Below are 16717 nucleotides of genomic sequence, written 5' to 3'. Positions count from 1 at the left end.
TGCATCCAGCGTTAAGCTGTGCTACATGCTGGATGTCAGACGCATGCAGGTGCTCCGGGCCGTCGTCACCAGCGGCTCCGTCACCGCCGCCGCCGCGAACCTCGGCTACACCCCCTCCGCCGTGAGCCAGCAGATCGCCGTCCTGGAGAAGGAGGCCGGCATCGCGCTGCTCGAACGGTTCGGCAGGGGTGTCCGGCCCACCGCCGCCGGGCTGCTGCTCACGGAGCACGCGGCCCTGATCGGACGGCAGGTCGCCGAGGCCGAGACCGCCCTCGCCGATCTGCGGGCCGGGCGCACCGGCCAGGTGTCCGTGCGGTACTTCGCCACGGCGGGCGCCGATCTCGTCGCCCCTGCCCTGGCCCGCTTCCGCGCCGAACACCCGGCCGTACGGGTGGACTTGAGGATCGCCGAAGGCGCGCGGCCCGACCCGGAGGCGGACGTCACCCTGGTCGTACGGCCCCGGGGCACACGGGCCGAGGACGGCCTCCGCCTGGTCCACCTCGCCGACGACCCGTACCGCGCCGTCCTCCCCAAGGGCCACCGGTTCGCCGACCGCCGGCTCGTCGACCTGGCCGAACTCGCCGACGAGCCGTGGGTGGGCAGCGAGCGCCCCGGCCCCTGCCTCGACGCCGTTCTGGAGGCGTGCGCGGCGGCCGGGTTCTCGCCGGACATCGCGGTGGAGTGCGAGGAGTACGCGACCGCCCAGGGCTTCGTCGCGGCGGGCCTCGGCATCAGCCTGGTCCCGCTGATGGGCCTGGGCAGTCGCCACCCGAACGTGGTCGTCCGCCGGCTCCGGTCCCCGGAGCCGGTCCGTTCGATCCACGCGGCGGTACGGGAGTCCTCGCTCGCCCTGCCGGCCGTACGGGGCCTCCTGACGGCGCTTCAGGAGGCCTGGGGATCGGCCGGGGTCAAGAAGCGGTCGGGCGCGGCTCGCGCCACATCCCCCACAGCACCGGACCGCCGCCCGGAAGCGCCAGCTCCGCGCGCACCGTGAAGCCGAAGTGCTGGTAGAAGGGCAGGTTGTCCGGCTTGGAGGACTCCAGGTAGGCCGGCAGCCCCGCCGCGTCGGCCTTCGCGAGGCCCGAGCGGAGGAGGGCGGCCCCGTGGCCCTGGCCCTGGGCGGCGGGATCGGCGCCGACCAGCGCGAGGTACCAGTGCGGCTTCTGGGGCGTGTGCTTCCCGGCCTCCTCGACGGCGGCACCGAAGACCGGCGCCCGGTCGCCCAGGATGCTCGTGAGCTCCTCGATCGTGTCGGCGTCGGGAACGGCCTTGGCCGCGGCCTCCGGCGGCACCCAGAAGGCGACCGCCGACGCGGTGCGCTCGCACACCGCGTGGTGGACGTACTGCCGGGTGAAGAGCGTCGTGAAGTAGCGGCCGAGCGAGGCCTCGCGCGAGGCGTCGTCGGGGAAGAACCAGCGCATCATCGGGTCGTCGTCGAAGGCGCGGGTCAGGGTGCGACCGACCAGGGGTGCGTCGTCGATCGTTGCCGTCTGCGGGGTGTTCGTCATCGACATACGGGTCATTCTGCACCTGGATGATCTTGGTGCTCGGGCGGGGTCGGGTTCGCTCGAAAGCCGTCGTCCGTCAGGCGCGCCGAGCGTTCGTCAGGCAGGCGGGCAGCGGCTCGCTGTGGACGACGTCGAGGCGCGAGACGGCCCTGGTCAGGACGACGTACAGCCGGTGCAGGCCGCGTGGCTCGGCCGCCACGATCGCGGCGGGCTCGGCGACGACGACATGGTCGTACTCCAGACCCTTGGCCATCGTCGCGGGCAGCACGGTCAGCCGCTCCCCGTACCCGGCCAACGCCCGTGCCAGCGGTCCGACGTGCTCCTCGGCCGCGATCACCCCGACCGAGCCCTCCCGCCCCAGCGCCGCCCGGACGGCGGCGGCGACGCCGTCCACCACGTCCTCGGACCGGCCGACGCGCACCTCCCCGTCCCGGCGCAGCGAGATGCCCGCCGGAACGTCCGTGCCCAGCTCGGGCAGGAGCCGGTTGGCGAGGTCCACGATCGCCGCCGGGACCCGGTAACCGGTGGTCAGCGGCACGATCTCGGCGTCCGGCTTTCCCAGGTGGGCCAGTTGCCCGCGCCAGTCGCGCGCCGCCCACGGGGTGGTCCCCTGGGCCAGGTCGCCGAGGACGGTGAGGGCGCCGAAGTCGGCGCGGCGGGCGATGGCCCGGCACTCCATCGGTGACAGGTCCTGGGCCTCGTCCACGACGACATGGCCGTAGCTCTCGGGGCGTTCGATCAGCCCGGCCAGCTCGTCGAGCAGCACGAGGTCGGCCGCGCTCCACTTCGCCGAACGGAAGGAGCGGGGCGGTTTCGCCCACCGGATCGCGCTCCGTTCCGACGTGTCGAGCAGCGGGTCGTCCGGTTCCGTGAGGACGGCCGCGAGCACCTCCTCGGGGCTCGTACGCGGCCAGCAGGCGTCCACGAACGCCGAGACGGGCCGGGCGCGTTCGATCCGGCGCACCCAGGTGTTGCCCAGGGGTCCGGCCCGCCGTTCCGCCCGGAGCTGGAGGGCGCGGACGACCCGGGCGCGCACGCGCTCGCGGCCGACCGCGTACGGCGGCGCCTCCTCCCGTACGGCCGCGACGATCTCGGCGAGCTCCGCCTCCGGCACGCGCAGCCGCAGCCGGTACGCGCCGTCCTCGACCGCCAACTCCCCTTCCGGCAGGGCCACGCGCGCGTAGAGCGCCCGCCGCAGGACCTCCGCCATCCGCACGTCGTGCTTGACCCGCGCCGCCGCCTCGCCGTCCACCGCCCGCACCTCGTGCCGGGCGATCTCCTCGTCGAGGGTCGACTGCCGGATCCCGGTCTCGCCTAGCGCGGGCAGGACCTCGGAGATGTACGACAGGAAGGTGCGGTTGGGGCCGAGGACGAGGAGGCCGGAGCGGCGGACGCGCTGCGGGTGGGTGTAGAGGAGGTACGCGGCCCGGTGCAGGCCCACGGCTGTCTTGCCGGTGCCGGGGGCGCCCTGCACGCACACGGAGGTGCCGGGCCCGGACCGTACGAGGTCGTCCTGCTCGGGCTGGATGGTGGCGGCGATGTCCCGCATCGGGCCGACACGCGGGCGCTCGATCTCCCCGGCGACGATCGCGCTGACCGCCTCCTCGCCCGTCCCCTCTCCCGCCACGCCCTCGCCCGCCGCGAGGCGCTCGTCCTCCAGGCCGGTCAGATCGGCCGTGGCGCCGCGGCTGTACGGAGCCCAGCCGAACCGGCGCCGCCGGATCACGCCCTGCGGGTCGTGCGCGCCGGCCTGGTAGTACGCGCGGGAGACGGGCGCGCGCCAGTCCACGACGAGGGGCGGGGCGGCCGGGTGCTCGGCGATCCGGCGGCGGCCGATGTGATGCGCCTGGCCGTCGTCGAGGTCGAGGCGGCCGAAGAAGAGCGGGCCGGGCGGCTGGTCGCCGAACTCCTTGGCGCGGCTGCGCAGGTGGTACCCGAGCACCTCGGCGTCGGCCCCGGAGGCGGCGACGTCCTCGCCGATGACGACCTGGTCGGCGACGTCCTCGGCCATCCGGGCCAGGGCGGCGCGGCACTCGTCGTGGTGGGCGCGTTCGCGGAGGAGTTCGAGATCGAGGGCGGGGCCGAGGGCGGGGTCGAGGGCGGGGTCGAGGGCGGGATCAAGATGACCGGGGTCGGGGTCGAGGGCGGGGTCGAAGGACGGCATGCGTCCAGGGTAGACGAATAACGTTACTGAGTAACATTCTTCACCAGGCCACCATGAGTCCCCCGGACGGGTCCCGGGCGCTGCGCGCCCCGCCGAGGCGTAGTGGAGTGGGCCACGGGAACGGCTCGCCGACCGGCCCGAGACACCGACAGGGGGCCACCGACGTGAGCCGACACCACACTCCCCGCCCGTCCGGTGCACCGCCGGGGAACGCGCCCCTCGGCGAGGCCCGCTGGCCGATGGCCGCCGCCGTCGTCACCGCCATGGTGCTGACCCTGCTCCTCCCCGACGACCTGCGCCTGGCACCCAAATGGGTGCTCCCTTCCGTCGAAGGGCTGCTCCTGCTGACGCTGATCGCGGGCGACCCGGGCCGGATCGACCGCCGCTCCACCGCACTGCGCGCCGTGTCGATCGCCCTCGTCGGCGTCCTCGCGCTGAGCGCCGTCTGGTCGACCGTCCAACTGGTCGACGACATCCTCCACGGCGGGAAGGCGACCGCCTCCGCGACAAGCCTGCTCCAGACCGGAGGCACCGTCTGGGCCGGCACCGTCCTGGCCTTCTCCCTGCTGTACTTCGAACTCGACGGCGGCGGGGCGGCCGCCCGCGCCCACGGCATGCCCGCCGCCCCGGCGCTCGCCTTCCCCCAGCAGCTCGACCCGGAGCTCAGCCCGGCCGGCTGGCGCCCCCGCTTCGTCGACTACCTCTACCTCGGGCTCACCAACGCCACCGCCTTCAGCCCCACCGATGTCATGCCGCTGGCACCCTGGGCCAAGATCGCCATGGCGATCCAGTCCCTCGTATCCCTGCTCATCCTCGGCCTCGTGGTCGCCCGGGCCGTCAACGTGCTGGCGTAGCGGCGGACATGCCGGCGCCCGAACCAGCACGCAAGAGACCTTTCGCCGCCGGAGGGATACAGTCGGCGGGTGGTCGGACCGAAGGAGCACGCCGAAGGAGCGGGGCCGTTCACGACGCGGCTCACCTGGCGACTCGTGGACGGCGGCACCGCGGTCTGGGAGTCGCGCCAGGCGCGCAAGCGCGGCCTGTTGACCGTACGCGCCGAGGGCGAGCGGGAGTCCCGATCCCGACGGGCGGACAGCGTCTCGGTCGCCCGCATGCGCCGGCTGAACGCCGTCGCCGCGAGCGCGTTCACCGTCGGCGGCACGCTCTTCGCCGTCGGAGCCGGGCTGGCCCAGTTCGGCCCCGGCGACGTGACGAGCGCCTGGATCTACTTCGCCGGCGGCCTGTTCTTCAACACCGGTGGGTACGCCTCACTGCTCCAGACCGTCAACACACCCCGCCGGGACAGCGAGGCCGGGAAGCTGGCCTCGCACCGCTGGCGATGGTGGAGCTACGAACCCGCCCGGATCGACTGGCTCAGCACGTTCCTGCTGTTCGCCGGAACGCTCGTGTTCGGCATCAACCTGCTGAGCTCCCTGTTGCAGGGACTCTCGGTGCACCAGGTGAACAGGCTCATCTGGGCGCCCGACGTGGTCGGGTGCGTCCTGTTCCTGGTCTCGGGGCACCTCGCGCTGGTCGAGGTCTGCCACGGCCGGCCGCGGCTGCGCGCGCACGAGCTCGCCTGGTGGATCGTCGCGGTCAACCAGCTCGGATCGCTCCTCTTCATGGTGTCCGCGCTGGCCGCCTTCACGCGGCCCGCGACCGGAGCCCTGGTGAACGTCGACATCGCCAACTGGGGCACCCTCACGGGAGCGGTGTGCTTCGCCGTCGGCGGCGTGCTGCAGTTCTCCGAGCGCCCGTAGGGTCCGCCGGACAGGCCTTAGTACGGCAACCCGTCCCGCAGCCCCGCGAACGCGCGCTCGGCCGCCTCCACCGCCTCCCCATGGAGCGCGTCCGCGCTCTCCCCCGCGTCGATCCGGCGTACGTTCTCCTCCGCCAGGATCCGCAGGACGGCGACGATCTGCCCGGCCGCGACCCGCGCACCCAGCGCGTCAGCTCCCGGCTCGTCCCCCAGGCTCTCCGCGAGGGCCGCCGCCGACCTGCTCTGGTACGCGTACATCCGGGCGACCAGCGCAGGCGTGCCGTACAGCAGCCGCTGGAAGGCGAGGACCGCCGGGTGGTCGCAGAGCCCGGTGACCGGGTCGCGGCGCTCCAGGCCGTCGAGGACGTGGGCCCGCAGGGCGTCGAGCGGCGAGAGGTCCGCCGGTCGGCCCGCGACCACGCGCGCCGCCTCGTCCTCGTGGTCGGCGAACCGGTGGAGGGCCAGGTCCTCCTTGGCGGGGAAGTACCGGAAGAGCGTCGGCTTGGAGACGTCCGCCGCGTCCGCGATCTCCGCGACCGAGACGGCGTCGAAGCCCTTCTTCAGGAAGAGCGCGATGGCGGCGTCCGACAGCGCCCGCCGGGTCTGTTCCTTCTTCCGTTCGCGCAGCCCGCTCACTTCGACCCCGCCCCCTCCACCAGCGGCGCGACCCCGTCCAGGATCCGCGCGAGACCGAAGCGGAATTCAAAATCCGGCTCGTCCGCCTGCTCCATCACCCCGGAGTCCAGCATCCGCGCCACCGCCGGGTAGCGCTCGGGGTCGGCGAGGCGCCGCAGGGTGTGACCGTAACGGGAGAGCACCTCCTCGGGGCTCTCGCCGCTCGCGCCGATGACGGCCCCGATGTCGGCCATCATCAGCGCCTCGTTACGGATGAAGCCGGCGACCAGCATGACCACCGAGACCTTGGTCCCCTCGTCGAGGCCGGTGTCCGACAGGGCGACCATGACCCGCTCCCACCAGGCGACCGTGTTCGGCGTCGCGGGCGGTCCTGCGAGCGGCATGCGGAGCATCCAGAGGTTGCGGTGGTAGACGTCCCGCAGCCCCCAGGCCCAGTGCTCGACCCCCTCGCGCCAGCCGGTGCCGGGCGGCAGCGGGGCGGGCGGCGGGCCGGTGGCGACGTCCTGCATCAGGACGTACAGCTCGCTCTTCGCGCCGACGTAGCGGTAGAGGGACATGGGCGAGACGCCGAGCTCCTTGGCGATGCGCCCCATGGAGAGCGCGTCGAGGCCCTCCGCCGAGGCGATGGCCACGGCCGTCGCCACGATCCGGTCGAGGGTGAGGCCGGGCTTGGGGCCCTTGGAGGGGCGCTCGCGCAGCCCCCAGGCGGCCTCGACGCTCGCGGGCAGGAAGCTCCCGCCGCCCTCGTTCTTGTCGTCCGCCATCGCATTTCACCCTTCGACGCTTGACGACCATCCTAGTAATGCGTAACCCTTACACAGTAACGCGTAGGGCATACGCAGTACGCGGGATACGAGTCCTCCAAGGAGCACAGCCATGCCTCCGGCCACCACGTCACCGGGCATCACGTCAGCAGCAACCACGTCTCCGGCCATCGAAGCCACCGGCCTGCGCAAGGCCTACGGCACCGTCCCCGTCCTCGACTCCCTCGACCTCCGCGTCGAGCAGGGCACCGTCTTCGCCCTCCTCGGCCCCAACGGCGCCGGCAAGACCACCACCGTCCGCATCCTGGCCACCCTCACCGCACCCGACGCCGGGCACGCACGCGTGGCCGGGTACGACATCGCCGCCGAGCGGTCCCGGGTGCGCCGGGCCATCAGCCTCACCGGACAGTTCGCCGCCGTCGACGAGATGCAGACCGGCGCCGAGAACCTGCGGATGATGGCCCGGCTCTCCGGGCTCTCCCGCCCGGCCGCCGAGCGGCGCGCCGCCGAACTCCTGGAGCGCTTCGACCTCGCCGACGCCGGCCGGCGCCTCGCCAAGACGTACTCGGGAGGCATGCGCCGCCGCCTCGACCTCGCCGCCGGCCTGGTCCGCGACCCCGGCGAGACCTCGGTGATCTTCCTCGACGAGCCGACCACCGGCCTCGACCCGCGCAGCCGCAGGGAGCTGTGGGAGATCGTCCGCGCCCTCTCCGACAGCGGTACGACGGTCTTCCTCACCACCCAGTACCTGGAGGAGGCCGACCGACTCGCCGACCGCATCGCCGTCATGGACGCGGGCCGCGTCGTCGCCGAGGGCACCGCGCAGGCACTCAAGGCCCGGTACGCCGACCACCGCCTCGACCTCGTCCTGCGCGACCGGGACGCCTACCTCAGGCTCGCGGACCGGGCCGTCCACCACGAGCCCGAGACCCTCACCCTCGGCATCGCCACCGACGGCAGCGCCACCCAGGTCCGGGCCCTCCTCGACGAACTCGACCCCCGCCGCACCGACGTCGTCCGCTTCGCCCTGCGCACCGCGACCCTCGACGACGTCTTCCTCACGCTCACGGAGAAGCGGCTCACCGAGCAGCAGCCGTCGGAGCAGCAGCCCACCGCCCAGCCCACCGAGACGGAGTCCACCCATGTCTGACGCGCTCACCATGACCGGCCGCGGGCTCCGCCTCAGCCGCCGCAACCTCGACGCCGTCATCACTTCGATGCTGCTGCCGATCATGCTGATGCTGGTCTTCGTCTACTTCTTCGGCGGAGCCATCGACACCGGCACGCGCTACGTGACGTACGTCGTCCCCGGCGTCCTCATCCTCTGCTCCGGCTTCGGCTCCGCCGGCACCGCCGTCGGCGTCAGCGAGGACATGAAGGGCGGGATCATCGACCGGTTCCGCTCGCTCGACATCGGCGGTACGCCGATCCTCGCCGGCCATGTCGGCGCCAGCGTCGCCCGCAACCTCGTCGCCACCGTGCTCGTCCTCGGCGTGGCCTTCGTCATCGGCTTCCGGCCCACCGCGACCCCGCTCGGCTGGCTCGCCGCGCTCGGGCTGCTCGTCGCGTTCATCACCGCGATCTCCTGGTTCGCGGCGGCGCTCGGGCTGCTCACCCGCACCCCGGAGGCGGCGGGCGGGGTCACCTTCTTCATGATGTTCCTGCCCTACCCGAGCAGCGCGTTCGTCCCGATCGAGACCATGCCGAGCTGGCTGCACGGCTTCGCCGAGCACCAGCCCGTCACCCCGCTCATCGAGTCCATGCGCGGACTGCTGCTCGACCAGCCGGTGGGCAACACCCCCTGGATCGCGCTGGCGTGGTGCGCCGGGATCCTCACGGTGGCCGTCGCCGCGTCCGGGACGCTGTTCCGCCTCCGTACGAAGTGACCGGCAGCGGGGGCGGATCAGAACATGTCGGGGCACCACGGGCGGCGCGAGGCCCGCAGCAGCACGTCCGCGCGGGCGGCCGCGCCCGCCGTGAGCTCCTCGACCCGGCCCAGCTCACCCAGTCGTACGACGGACTCGTCACCGAGCGAGAGCGTGCCCAACTCGGCGATGTCGAGGGCGAGATCGGCGTCCTCGGTGGTACGGGACACCTCCGCGCCCTCCGGCGAGGCGTCGAGCCGGTAGCGCCCGCCGGCCAGACCGGCCTCGTCCCGCAGCTCCAGGACGAGGCTGCCGGAACCCGCGTACGTACGCCCCTCCAGGACCTTGGCGACGTCCAGGACCCTGACCCACAGCCAGTCGGAGTGGGTGACGACCCTGGCCGCGCGCGGGTCGGGCAGCAGGAGGGGGAGCACGTCGTCGGGGGCGCGGTAACCGGAGCGGACCGTCGTCACCCAGTCGACGGAGCACAGGTACCGCCACAGCGCGCGCTCGGCGGCCGGGGTGCAGGCGATCAGATCGTGGACGGTGGCCGTGTTGACCGGCTGCTTGGTGTCGTCCCACTTATCGTCGACGCGGTAGGCGGCGTAGCCCTCGACCGCGCCGGACGCGGAACGGTAGACCGCGTAGAACGGCTCGGTCCACGGCTCGACCTGGAAGCCGAGGCCGGTGCCGCGGTCCCAGCCGCGGGCGTCGCGGTTCGGGACGCCGGCCCGGACACGGGCCGTGCGGCGGTGCACCTCGGGGCCTATCTTGCGGATCTCGGCGGCGTCGGAGAGCTCGATCGTGCCGCCGTCCTCGGGCTGTCCGGTGCGGCGCGGGTCGAGCCCGGCGCGCGTCACGTCGACGGACCACTCGGTGGTCCAGGCCGCCGGGCCGAAGCCGTACCGCCCGTAGATCGGATACTCGGCGGCGATGAGCGTGGCGACCGCGTCGCCCCGCTCCTTCGCGGTGGCGAGGTCCGCCGCCATCACCCGGCTGAGCACCCCGCGCCTGCGGTGCGACGGCGAGACGGTCACCTGGCTGACGGCGTCGGCGCCGAGCGAGCCGCCGCCGACGGTGGACAGCTCCTGCGTGAAGGTACGGAAGGTCGCGACGATCCGGCCCCGGTCGAAGACCCCGAGCGTCCGGTCCAGGTCGACGTGCGGCAGCCGCCCCTGGATCTCCTCGTCGGTGACGACGGGTGGCCGGAGGAACCCGGTCTTGAGCGCACGCACCCAATCGCCGAACTCGGACTCCGCCACCGGGCGCACCTCAAGACTCATACGCCCGAGGCTATGGCGTGTACCCGACCGCCCGCACCCGAGTTTCACGGGGGCGGGCGGGTCTTACCGGGGTGCGGGGCGGCCGTGGGGTGACCGCTCACGCCAGCAGGTCGTCCACCTGGGCCTCGCCCTCGCGGTAGCGGCGGGCGATCTCCGCGCTGCAGTCGTCGGCCGTCCGCTGGAGCTCCTGCCGGCGCCGCGAGACCTGCTGCTCGTACCCGGCCAGCCGGCCCATCGCCGTGTGCAGCTCGTCGTCCGTACGCGCCCCGAGGTCGGACAGCTCGACCTCCGAGAGCATCTCCGACGCCAGCCGCCGGTACTCCTCGCTCCGCGGCGTCGACAGCGTCACGTGCCGCGCCGACGAACCCCGCCGCGACGGCGCGTCCGCGAGGATCTCCGACAGCCGGTCCAGGACCGGCGACTCCGGATCCGTAAGCCGGGACGCCGGATCCGTACGACGGGCCAGCTCGGCCCGCAGGATGTCGATACGGCCCTGCAGCATCCGCCGTACGTAGCTGAGATCCGCCTCGTCGCCCTGCGCGTCACGGCGCAGCGCGCGCAGCTCCGGCAGCCGCAGCGCCGGCATGTCCGGCTGGGAGGACCGCGCCGGCAGCGCGGGCTCGGCCGTCCGCTGCACGGGCGGACGTACGCCCACTCCGGAACCGAATCGGGCCGGCGTCTGCCCGGCGCCAGGTGCATTCATGTGAATCGTCCCCTCGACCGGTGCGGAGCCGCACCGCCTGACAGGCATGGTGCCACTCCCGCACGTGCATGTGCAGGCGCTCTGCACCCGTTCGGCCCCTATGCGCCGGTCGGTAGGTTGGACTGTATGCGTGCAGTGGTGCAGAGAGTGGACGGCGCGAGCGTCGTCGTCGCAGGCGAGACGGTCGGCGAGATCGTCGGCGAAGGGCTGTGTGTGCTGGTGGGAGTGACCCACGAGGACACTCCGGAGAAAGCGGCGCAGCTCGCCCGGAAGCTGTGGTCGGTCCGGATGCTTGAGGGTGAGAAATCCTGTTCGGACATCAATGCGCCCTTGCTGGTGATTTCTCAGTTCACCCTCTACGGGGACGCCCGCAAGGGCCGTAGGCCCACCTGGAACGCCGCCGCGCCCGGCCCGGTCGCCGAACCGCTCGTCGACGAGGTGGTGGCGCGGCTGCGGGAGCTGGGCGCGCACGTGGAGACGGGCCGGTTCGGAGCGAGCATGCGCGTCTCGCTCACGAACAACGGCCCGTTCACGGTGCTGGTGGAGGTCTGAGCGACCGGGGAGCGGCTACGGCTCGACGACGGTCTCCTGCGCGGCGGCCGTCTCGCCGGCCATCAGCTCCGCGTCGACCGGCACGTTCCGCTTCACCATCGCGAGCGCGATCGGCCCCAGCTCGTGGTGGCGGCCGGAGGTGGTGATGAAGCCGAGCTGCCGCCCGTCGGCACCGTCGGCGGCGAGCCGGATCGGGGTGCCGTGGCCCGGGAGGTGGACCTCGCTGCCGTCCAGGTGCAGGAAGACGAGTCGGCGCGGCGGCTTCCCCAGGTTGTGGACGCGCGCGACGGTCTCCTGCCCGCGGTAGCAGCCCTTCTGCAGGTGCACCGCCGTGCCGATCCAGCCCAGCTCGTGCGGGATGGTCCGGTGGTCGGTCTCGAAGCCGAGCCGCGGCCGGTGCGCCTCGATCCGCAGCGCCTCGTACGCGAGGATCCCGGCGGCCGGCCCGTGCGTACCCGCGAAGGCCTCCAGGTCCGGGCGCGGCAGGAACAGGTCGCGGCCGTGCGGGGTCTCCCGTACGACCACACCCACCGGGACCTCGGCGATGGAGCCGGCCGGGAGGTGGACGACGGCGAAGTCGTCCGTACGGTCGGCGACCTCGACCCGGTAGAAGAACTTCATCGACTCCAGATAGGCGATGAGCTCGCCCTGCGTACCGGGCTCGACGTGCGCCCAGACCGTCTCGCCGTCGTCGACGAGGTAGAGCGCGTGCTCGATGTGACCGTTGGCGGAGAGGATCAGCGCCTCGGTGGCCGCGCCGGCCGGCAGGTCGCTGACGTGCTGGGTGAGGAGCAGGTGCAGCCAGCTCAGCCGGTCGTCGCCGGTGACCGTGACGACCCCGCGGTGCGAGAGGTCGACGAAACCGTCACCCGCGGCGAGGGAGCGCTGCTCGCGGAACAGATCACCGTAGTGCGCGGCGACGCCTTCGTCGCGGCCTTCGGCGGGGACGGCGCCGGGCAGGGACAGCAGAGGGCTCTTCATGCCGTAAAGCCTACGACTGCGTACCGGCGTCCTTGTTCGAACAGTCCCGGCAGCGGCCGAAGATCGCGAAGTGCTTGAGGTCCGTGTCGAAGCCGAAGGTGTCCTTCAGCTTCCCGGTGAACTCGGCGGCGATCTCGACATCCGCCTCGATCACCTCCGTACAGTCCCGGCAGACCAGGTGCAGGTGGTGGTGCCGGTCTGCGAGGTGGTACGTCGGCGCGCCGTGCCCGAGATGGGCGTGCGAGACGAGCCCGAGCTCCTCCAGGAGCTCCAGGGTCCGGTACACGGTGGAGATGTTCACGCCGGAGGCCGTCCTGCGGACCTCGCCCAGGATGCCGTCGGGCGTCGCGTGCTCCAGCGTGTCCACCGCCTCCAGGACAAGCTGGCGCTGGGGCGTCAGCCGATAGCCACGCTGCCGCAGGTCGCTCTTCCAGTCGGTGCTCACCACGCCCCCAGTGTATGAGGGCGTGGCGCATTCCCGAGGGTTCTGCGTGAAGGCCCTACTTGAAGAAGGCGATGCCGTCGTCCGGCAGGTCGCCGAGGGAGCGGGCCATGTCGGCGACCTCCTCGGGCGTGACGACCTTCTTCAGGTGCGCCGACATGTACGGACGGAGCGGGACCTCGGGGGTCGCCTTCTCGCCCACCCACATCAGGTCGCCCTTGACGTAGCCGTAGAGCCGCTTGCCACCGCTGTAGGGCCCGGAGGCCGCGGTTCGGGCGACGGCGTCGGTCACCAGGTCGATCTGCGGCTTCTTGTCGGCCAGCTCGCCGTACCAGATCTCGACGATGCCCTGGTCGCGGACCATGACCGTCTCGACCTTGCGGTCCTTGTCGATCCGCCAGTAGCCGCTCTCGCTCTCCAGCGGACGGACCTGGTTGCCGTCGTTGTCGAGGACCCAGGAGTGCGAGTGGTACTCGATGAAGTCACGGCCGTCGTGGCTGAAGGTCACGGACTGACCGAAGTTGCACTTCTCCGCACCGGGGAAGTCGGCCACGCCCGCGCCTTCCCACGTTCCGAGGAGGAACGCGAGGGGGACGAGGTCCGGGTTGAGGTCGGACGGGATCTCGATCATGAGCAGCTCTGTCGTTCCGTAGACGTGGAGGTGGTTAGCGCTGGCCCTGGTACAGCTTCTTCACGGCCAGACCGGTGAACGCGAGCACGGCGACACAGACCAGGGCCAGGAGGACTTCGAAGAAGATGATCACGGGTGCTCCTCGGATGAGCGTGAAGGCAGAACGGGCCGGACCCCAGCTTAGTCTGCGGGGACCCGGCCCTCTCTGCGAGGTACGTCCGTGACCGTGCTCAGCCCAGGAGCTGGTTCTGCAGGGCGACGGTCTGGTGGAACGGGACCTCCAGCGCCTCGCCCTTACGGGTCTGGGTGATCACGGCCAGGGTGTCACCGGCCTGGAGGTAGGCCCAGCGGGTCTGATCGGCGTTCTGCGGCAGCTCCACGAAGGCGTACGGGACGGTGTACGGCACCCGGATCTCGCTGGGGAACTCGCCGTCGACCTGAACCCCTTCCACGCCGTCGAGCAGCGGGCCGTCGACGGCCCCGGCCTTCAGCGCGTCGTCCTTGAAGGCCTCCGCGAAGGCCACCGAGTTGAACCGGAGCAGGTGGATCCGGGTGGTCGTGCCGTCCGGCATGGTCCAGCCCCGGGCGGCGATGTGCCGCAGCGCGGACTCGGCGAGCGGCTCGGAGAGCTCGATCCGGTCGTCCTTCCGGTACTGGGACAGGAACTGGTCCACGCCGACCCAGCCGCCGTTCAGCTTCGGGTCGGGCGTGGCCCCGGCCGGGGCGGGCAGCAGGAGTTTGCGCAGGTCGGCGTAGTGGATCTCGCCGGTGTTGCCCTCGGTGAAGGGCCTCGGCGCGTCGGCCGGGAGCGCGGGGAGGCTGATCTCCGGGTACGCCCACCGCCCGTCACTCTCGGTCGCGAGACCCGGCACCTCGGTGCGCTCCATGGAGGTGATCCCGAGCGCGGTCCCGGCCCCGACACCGCCGAGCACGAGCACGGCGGCGGTCCAGCGGGCGACGGCCCAGAGGAGCGGCTTACGGGAGGGCTTGGCGGGGACGGGAGGGAGGGCGGGAGCGGTTTCCGCCTGCTCGACCGACTCGACCGGCCCGCCCGACTCGACCTGCTCGACCTGCTCGACCTGCTCGGTCGTCATACGTACTCCCCCGGGGACTTGATGTGGTCCAGTTGCTTCTTGACCAGGTCGGCGACCTCGTTCTTGCGGAACGGCTTGGAGCCGGCGACGGTGACCGTGACCGAGACCTCGGAGTCGTACGCCACGCAGGTCATCTGCTCCAGCTGCTTGGCCTTGTCCTCCTTGTCCACGTCCTCGTCCGGCGGAAGCAGGTAGCAGGCGGAGTTCTTGTGGCCGCTGATCTTCGGCCCCTTGGGGAAGTCGAAGGCGTCGAAGAGCTTCTTGGACAGCTCGAACCCCGTGCGGAGCCCCTTCTTGTCCTTCATCTGCGAGATCCGGATGTACACCACCGTGGTGTCGTCCTTCGAGGCGAAGGACCGGACCGCGACGCCCTTGAGCCCGAGCTTGTCGACGTCCTTCTCGTACTCGCGGCGCTTCTTGCCGGAGAGCCCCTTGCCCTCCTGCTTCAGCAGCGCGCGGGCCTCCTGCTCGCTCAGCTCGTCGTCGTTGCCGTACGACTCGACGTCGGGGCCGAGCACGTACCCGTCGGGCACGGGCAGGAGCAGCTTGCTCAGCGGCGTCGACGCCTTGCCGCGCCCCAGGCCCTGTTCGGCGGGGTCCTCGTCGGCCGCGGACGTCTCAAGACCCTCCCAGGCGACGGTCTCCGCGCTGCGGTCGGCGGAGTCGACGGTGACGGCGGTGTACGTGACGCCACCACCGACCGCGCCGAGGACGAGGACGGCGGGCAGGACGACGGTCAGCAGCTTGCGCGCACGGCGAGGCTTCTTGGGCTCCGCCTCGGGCTCGGTCGCGGTGTTCAGTTCCTCACTCACAAGCGCCCCAGCTGCTTCTCGGCCAGCGAACGGATGTCCTTCGCGGAGACCTTCTTGGTGTCGTTGATGAAGATCGCGACCATGACGTCGCCGCGGTGGAAGTACGCCCGGGCCTCGTACATGTCCAGGTATCCCGCCTTCCGTTGCACCGGGAAGACGTAATAGCGCCCGTTGGCGGAGCCCTTGAGCGCCTCGCCCTCGGAGCGGGCGAAGTCCTCATCGGGCATGTAGTCCATCTGCCGCTCGGCATGATCCTGCGCGCCGAGGACGTCGTTGGAGCGGAACTGGACCAGGCGGATCTCGGTCGTGCGGTACTTGCCCGTCTGCCAGGCCGTGGCGGCGACGCGGCGGATGCCTTCACTCAGCCGCTCGTTCAGCGCGTAACCCGGATTATTGAATTCCGTGGCGTAGTCGGGCACCGACACCCAGCCGTCGAAGCCGCCGAACTCCGCCTTCTTCGCCCCCGCCGGCCGCGGCAGCAGCAGCTTGCGCAGGTCGCCGTCCGTCTTGACCTTGCGGTCCTCGGAGGCGGGCAGCGCCACGGGCTTCTGCCCCTTGGGCAGCGGCTTCGGGTAGGCGAGGCCCGGCTGGTTCAGGGCGGGCAGCGGAGTCGGCTCGCGCTCGGCCTGGATGCCGTAGCCCACGGCGGTACCGCCGACGAGGCCGAGTACGGCGGCGACGGCGATCAGCCCGATCGTCCGCCCGGTGCGACGCCGACGGGGCACGACGGCGTCGACCTCTGTGCTTGCTTCCAAAGGGTCCCCCCACGAGACCTGAAGCGCGGATTCCGTTACCCGCGCACAACCCTGACCCGTGAGTAGTGCATGAGGTTGCACGGGACCGCATTACAGTTCGGTATATGGCGAAGAAGCTCGTGATCAAGGTGACCGCCGGGGCCGACGCCCCCGAACGCTGCTCCCAGGCCTTCACGGTGGCGGCCGTCGCGGTGGCGAGCGGGGTCGAGGTCTCGCTCTGGCTGACGGGCGAGTCGTCGTGGTTCGCGCTGCCGGGCCGCGCGGCCGATTTCGACCTCCCGCACGCGGCCCCGCTCCCGGACCTGATCGACTCGATCCTGGCGGCCGGCCGCATCACCCTGTGCACCCAGTGCGCGGCCCGCCGCGAGATCACGGAGAAGGACGTCCTGGACGGTGTCCGCATCGCCGGCGCCCAGGTCTTCGTCCAGGAAGCGATGACGGACGAAGCCCAGGCCCTCGTCTACTGATCTCGACGCGCCGCTCGCACTGCACGGCCCCAGGGGCCTCACAGGCTTCGAGCCGCTGCGCCGGACTCCGTCCGCCGAGTCGTCGGACCGGGCCTCCGGTCACCGCTCGCGGCGCTTCTTCCCGTCCAGCTCGTCCCACCACTCGTCCGACTGCGGATCCCCGGACGGGTCGTCCCACCAGCGGGCCAAGCTCCCGACGCGCCGCTCGCACTGCACGGCCCCAGGGGGCCTCACAGGCTTCGAGCCGCTGCGCCGGACTCCGTCCGCCGAGTCGTCGGACCGGGCCTCCGGTCACCGCTCG

General features: G+C 72.0%; 19 protein-coding genes and 1 pseudogene. 7 read left to right on the top strand and 13 right to left on the bottom strand.

Features of this window, described 5'->3' with window-relative positions:
* Nucleotides 1-25 precede the first annotated feature (25 nt).
* The gene (locus tag Q5762_RS34290; RefSeq protein WP_315896220.1) at nucleotides 26-994 is read left to right on the top strand and encodes a LysR family transcriptional regulator; all 969 of its coding nucleotides are present in this window, start codon (nucleotides 26-28) and stop codon (nucleotides 992-994) included.
* On the opposite strand, the gene Q5762_RS34285 is transcribed toward Q5762_RS34290, so the two are convergent.
* Nucleotides 909-1523: a GNAT family N-acetyltransferase gene (locus tag Q5762_RS34285; protein ID WP_315896219.1), complete on the bottom strand. Its 615-nt coding sequence runs from the start codon at nucleotides 1521-1523 to the stop codon at nucleotides 909-911. The genes Q5762_RS34290 and Q5762_RS34285 overlap by 86 nt on opposite strands.
* A gap of 61 nt (nucleotides 1524-1584) precedes the next feature.
* On the bottom strand, nucleotides 1585-3672 hold the full coding sequence (locus Q5762_RS34280; protein WP_315896218.1) for an AAA family ATPase: 2088 nt from the start codon (nucleotides 3670-3672) through the stop codon (nucleotides 1585-1587).
* A 164-nt stretch (nucleotides 3673-3836) separates the two neighbouring features.
* Here Q5762_RS34280 and Q5762_RS34275 point away from each other — a divergent pair, with 164 nt between their 5' ends.
* Both Q5762_RS34275 and Q5762_RS34270 read left to right on the top strand, forming a co-directional pair.
* Nucleotides 3837-4526 carry a hypothetical protein gene (locus Q5762_RS34275; protein WP_315896217.1) on the top strand — a complete coding sequence of 230 codons (690 nt, stop codon included), beginning with the start codon at nucleotides 3837-3839 and terminating at the stop codon, nucleotides 4524-4526.
* Nucleotides 4527-4595: 69 nt separating this feature from the next.
* Nucleotides 4596-5432, top strand: coding sequence for a hypothetical protein (locus Q5762_RS34270; RefSeq protein WP_315896216.1), 837 nt, complete (start codon nucleotides 4596-4598; stop codon nucleotides 5430-5432).
* A 17-nt stretch (nucleotides 5433-5449) separates the two neighbouring features.
* Here Q5762_RS34270 and Q5762_RS34265 read toward each other — a convergent pair whose 3' ends face one another.
* Together Q5762_RS34265 and Q5762_RS34260 are read right to left on the bottom strand one after the other, a co-directional pair.
* Nucleotides 5450-6067, bottom strand: coding sequence for a TetR family transcriptional regulator (locus Q5762_RS34265; protein ID WP_315896215.1), 618 nt, complete (start codon nucleotides 6065-6067; stop codon nucleotides 5450-5452).
* A complete protein-coding gene (locus tag Q5762_RS34260) occupies nucleotides 6064-6831 on the bottom strand; it encodes a TetR/AcrR family transcriptional regulator (protein WP_315896214.1) in 768 nt (255 codons plus the stop codon). The genes Q5762_RS34265 and Q5762_RS34260 overlap by 4 nt, the downstream gene beginning before the upstream one ends.
* A gap of 112 nt (nucleotides 6832-6943) precedes the next feature.
* On the opposite strand from Q5762_RS34260, the gene Q5762_RS34255 reads away from it, so the two are divergent.
* Both Q5762_RS34255 and Q5762_RS34250 read left to right on the top strand, forming a co-directional pair.
* Entirely contained in the window at nucleotides 6944-7981 is a 1038-nt protein-coding gene (locus Q5762_RS34255; protein WP_315896213.1) for an ATP-binding cassette domain-containing protein, read from the top strand.
* Nucleotides 7974-8717 carry an ABC transporter permease gene (locus Q5762_RS34250; RefSeq protein ID WP_315896212.1) on the top strand — a complete coding sequence of 248 codons (744 nt, stop codon included), beginning with the start codon at nucleotides 7974-7976 and terminating at the stop codon, nucleotides 8715-8717. The genes Q5762_RS34255 and Q5762_RS34250 overlap by 8 nt, the downstream gene beginning before the upstream one ends.
* Nucleotides 8718-8734: 17 nt before the next feature.
* On the opposite strand, the gene Q5762_RS34245 is transcribed toward Q5762_RS34250, so the two are convergent.
* Complete coding sequence (locus Q5762_RS34245; RefSeq protein ID WP_315896211.1) at nucleotides 8735-9979, bottom strand: GNAT family N-acetyltransferase; 1245 nt, start codon at nucleotides 9977-9979, stop codon at nucleotides 8735-8737.
* Nucleotides 9980-10076: 97 nt separating this feature from the next.
* On the bottom strand, nucleotides 10077-10682 hold the full coding sequence (locus tag Q5762_RS34240) for an ABC transporter substrate-binding protein (RefSeq protein WP_315896210.1): 606 nt from the start codon (nucleotides 10680-10682) through the stop codon (nucleotides 10077-10079).
* Nucleotides 10683-10808: 126 nt separating this feature from the next.
* On the opposite strand from Q5762_RS34240, the gene dtd reads away from it, so the two are divergent.
* Nucleotides 10809-11234, top strand: a complete 426-nt coding sequence (dtd, locus tag Q5762_RS34235; RefSeq protein WP_315896209.1) for a D-aminoacyl-tRNA deacylase — start codon at nucleotides 10809-10811, stop codon at nucleotides 11232-11234.
* A 15-nt stretch (nucleotides 11235-11249) separates the two neighbouring features.
* Here the strand turns inward: dtd and Q5762_RS34230 are convergent, their stop codons facing one another.
* The 6 genes from Q5762_RS34230 to Q5762_RS34205 form a co-directional block, all read right to left on the bottom strand.
* Nucleotides 11250-12215 carry a glycine cleavage T C-terminal barrel domain-containing protein gene (locus Q5762_RS34230; RefSeq protein WP_315896208.1) on the bottom strand — a complete coding sequence of 322 codons (966 nt, stop codon included), beginning with the start codon at nucleotides 12213-12215 and terminating at the stop codon, nucleotides 11250-11252.
* A gap of 10 nt (nucleotides 12216-12225) precedes the next feature.
* Entirely contained in the window at nucleotides 12226-12663 is a 438-nt protein-coding gene (locus Q5762_RS34225; protein WP_315896207.1) for a transcriptional repressor, read from the bottom strand.
* Nucleotides 12664-12715: 52 nt separating this feature from the next.
* Complete coding sequence (locus Q5762_RS34220; RefSeq protein WP_315896206.1) at nucleotides 12716-13288, bottom strand: FABP family protein; 573 nt, start codon at nucleotides 13286-13288, stop codon at nucleotides 12716-12718.
* Between the two features lie 230 nt (nucleotides 13289-13518).
* The gene (locus tag Q5762_RS34215) at nucleotides 13519-14382 is read right to left on the bottom strand and encodes a hypothetical protein (RefSeq protein ID WP_315896205.1); all 864 of its coding nucleotides are present in this window, start codon (nucleotides 14380-14382) and stop codon (nucleotides 13519-13521) included.
* Nucleotides 14379-15194, bottom strand: a complete 816-nt coding sequence (locus Q5762_RS34210) for a hypothetical protein (RefSeq protein ID WP_315896204.1) — start codon at nucleotides 15192-15194, stop codon at nucleotides 14379-14381. Before Q5762_RS34210 ends, Q5762_RS34215 begins: the two co-directional genes overlap by 4 nt.
* Complete coding sequence (locus Q5762_RS34205) at nucleotides 15191-15919, bottom strand: hypothetical protein (RefSeq protein ID WP_315896203.1); 729 nt, start codon at nucleotides 15917-15919, stop codon at nucleotides 15191-15193. Before Q5762_RS34205 ends, Q5762_RS34210 begins: the two co-directional genes overlap by 4 nt.
* Before the next feature lie 134 nt (nucleotides 15920-16053).
* Here Q5762_RS34205 and Q5762_RS34200 point away from each other — a divergent pair, with 134 nt between their 5' ends.
* A complete protein-coding gene (locus Q5762_RS34200) occupies nucleotides 16054-16416 on the top strand; it encodes a DsrE family protein (protein ID WP_315896202.1) in 363 nt (120 codons plus the stop codon).
* A 99-nt stretch (nucleotides 16417-16515) separates the two neighbouring features.
* On the opposite strand, the pseudogene Q5762_RS40095 reads toward Q5762_RS34200, so the two are convergent.
* Nucleotides 16516-16650, bottom strand: a pseudogene (locus tag Q5762_RS40095) (DUF3099 domain-containing protein); the annotation flags it as partial.
* Between the last annotated feature and the right edge of the window lie 67 nt (nucleotides 16651-16717).

Origin of the sequence: Streptomyces sp. P9(2023), assembly GCF_032436795.1 — a bacterium.
Lineage (GTDB): Bacteria > Actinomycetota > Actinomycetes > Streptomycetales > Streptomycetaceae > Streptomyces.
The sequence above is the reverse complement of the archived record's forward strand: the minus strand, read 5'-3'. Positions and strand labels throughout refer to the sequence as shown.

Coding starts and splice junctions, on each gene's coding strand:
- Q5762_RS34290 (WP_315896220.1), top strand. CDS start 26: ATGCTGGATGTCAGACGCATGCAGGTGCTCCGGGCCGTCGTCACCAGC.
- Q5762_RS34285 (WP_315896219.1), bottom strand. CDS start 1,523: ATGACCCGTATGTCGATGACGAACACCCCGCAGACGGCAACGATCGAC.
- Q5762_RS34280 (WP_315896218.1), bottom strand. CDS start 3,672: ATGCCGTCCTTCGACCCCGCCCTCGACCCCGACCCCGGTCATCTTGAT.
- Q5762_RS34260 (WP_315896214.1), bottom strand. CDS start 6,831: ATGGCGGACGACAAGAACGAGGGCGGCGGGAGCTTCCTGCCCGCGAGC.
- Q5762_RS34255 (WP_315896213.1), top strand. CDS start 6,944: ATGCCTCCGGCCACCACGTCACCGGGCATCACGTCAGCAGCAACCACG.
- Q5762_RS34250 (WP_315896212.1), top strand. CDS start 7,974: ATGTCTGACGCGCTCACCATGACCGGCCGCGGGCTCCGCCTCAGCCGC.
- Q5762_RS34245 (WP_315896211.1), bottom strand. CDS start 9,979: ATGAGTCTTGAGGTGCGCCCGGTGGCGGAGTCCGAGTTCGGCGATTGG.
- Q5762_RS34240 (WP_315896210.1), bottom strand. CDS start 10,682: ATGAATGCACCTGGCGCCGGGCAGACGCCGGCCCGATTCGGTTCCGGA.
- dtd (WP_315896209.1), top strand. CDS start 10,809: ATGCGTGCAGTGGTGCAGAGAGTGGACGGCGCGAGCGTCGTCGTCGCA.
- Q5762_RS34230 (WP_315896208.1), bottom strand. CDS start 12,215: ATGAAGAGCCCTCTGCTGTCCCTGCCCGGCGCCGTCCCCGCCGAAGGC.
- Q5762_RS34220 (WP_315896206.1), bottom strand. CDS start 13,288: ATGATCGAGATCCCGTCCGACCTCAACCCGGACCTCGTCCCCCTCGCG.
- Q5762_RS34215 (WP_315896205.1), bottom strand. CDS start 14,382: ATGACGACCGAGCAGGTCGAGCAGGTCGAGCAGGTCGAGTCGGGCGGG.
- Q5762_RS34200 (WP_315896202.1), top strand. CDS start 16,054: ATGGCGAAGAAGCTCGTGATCAAGGTGACCGCCGGGGCCGACGCCCCC.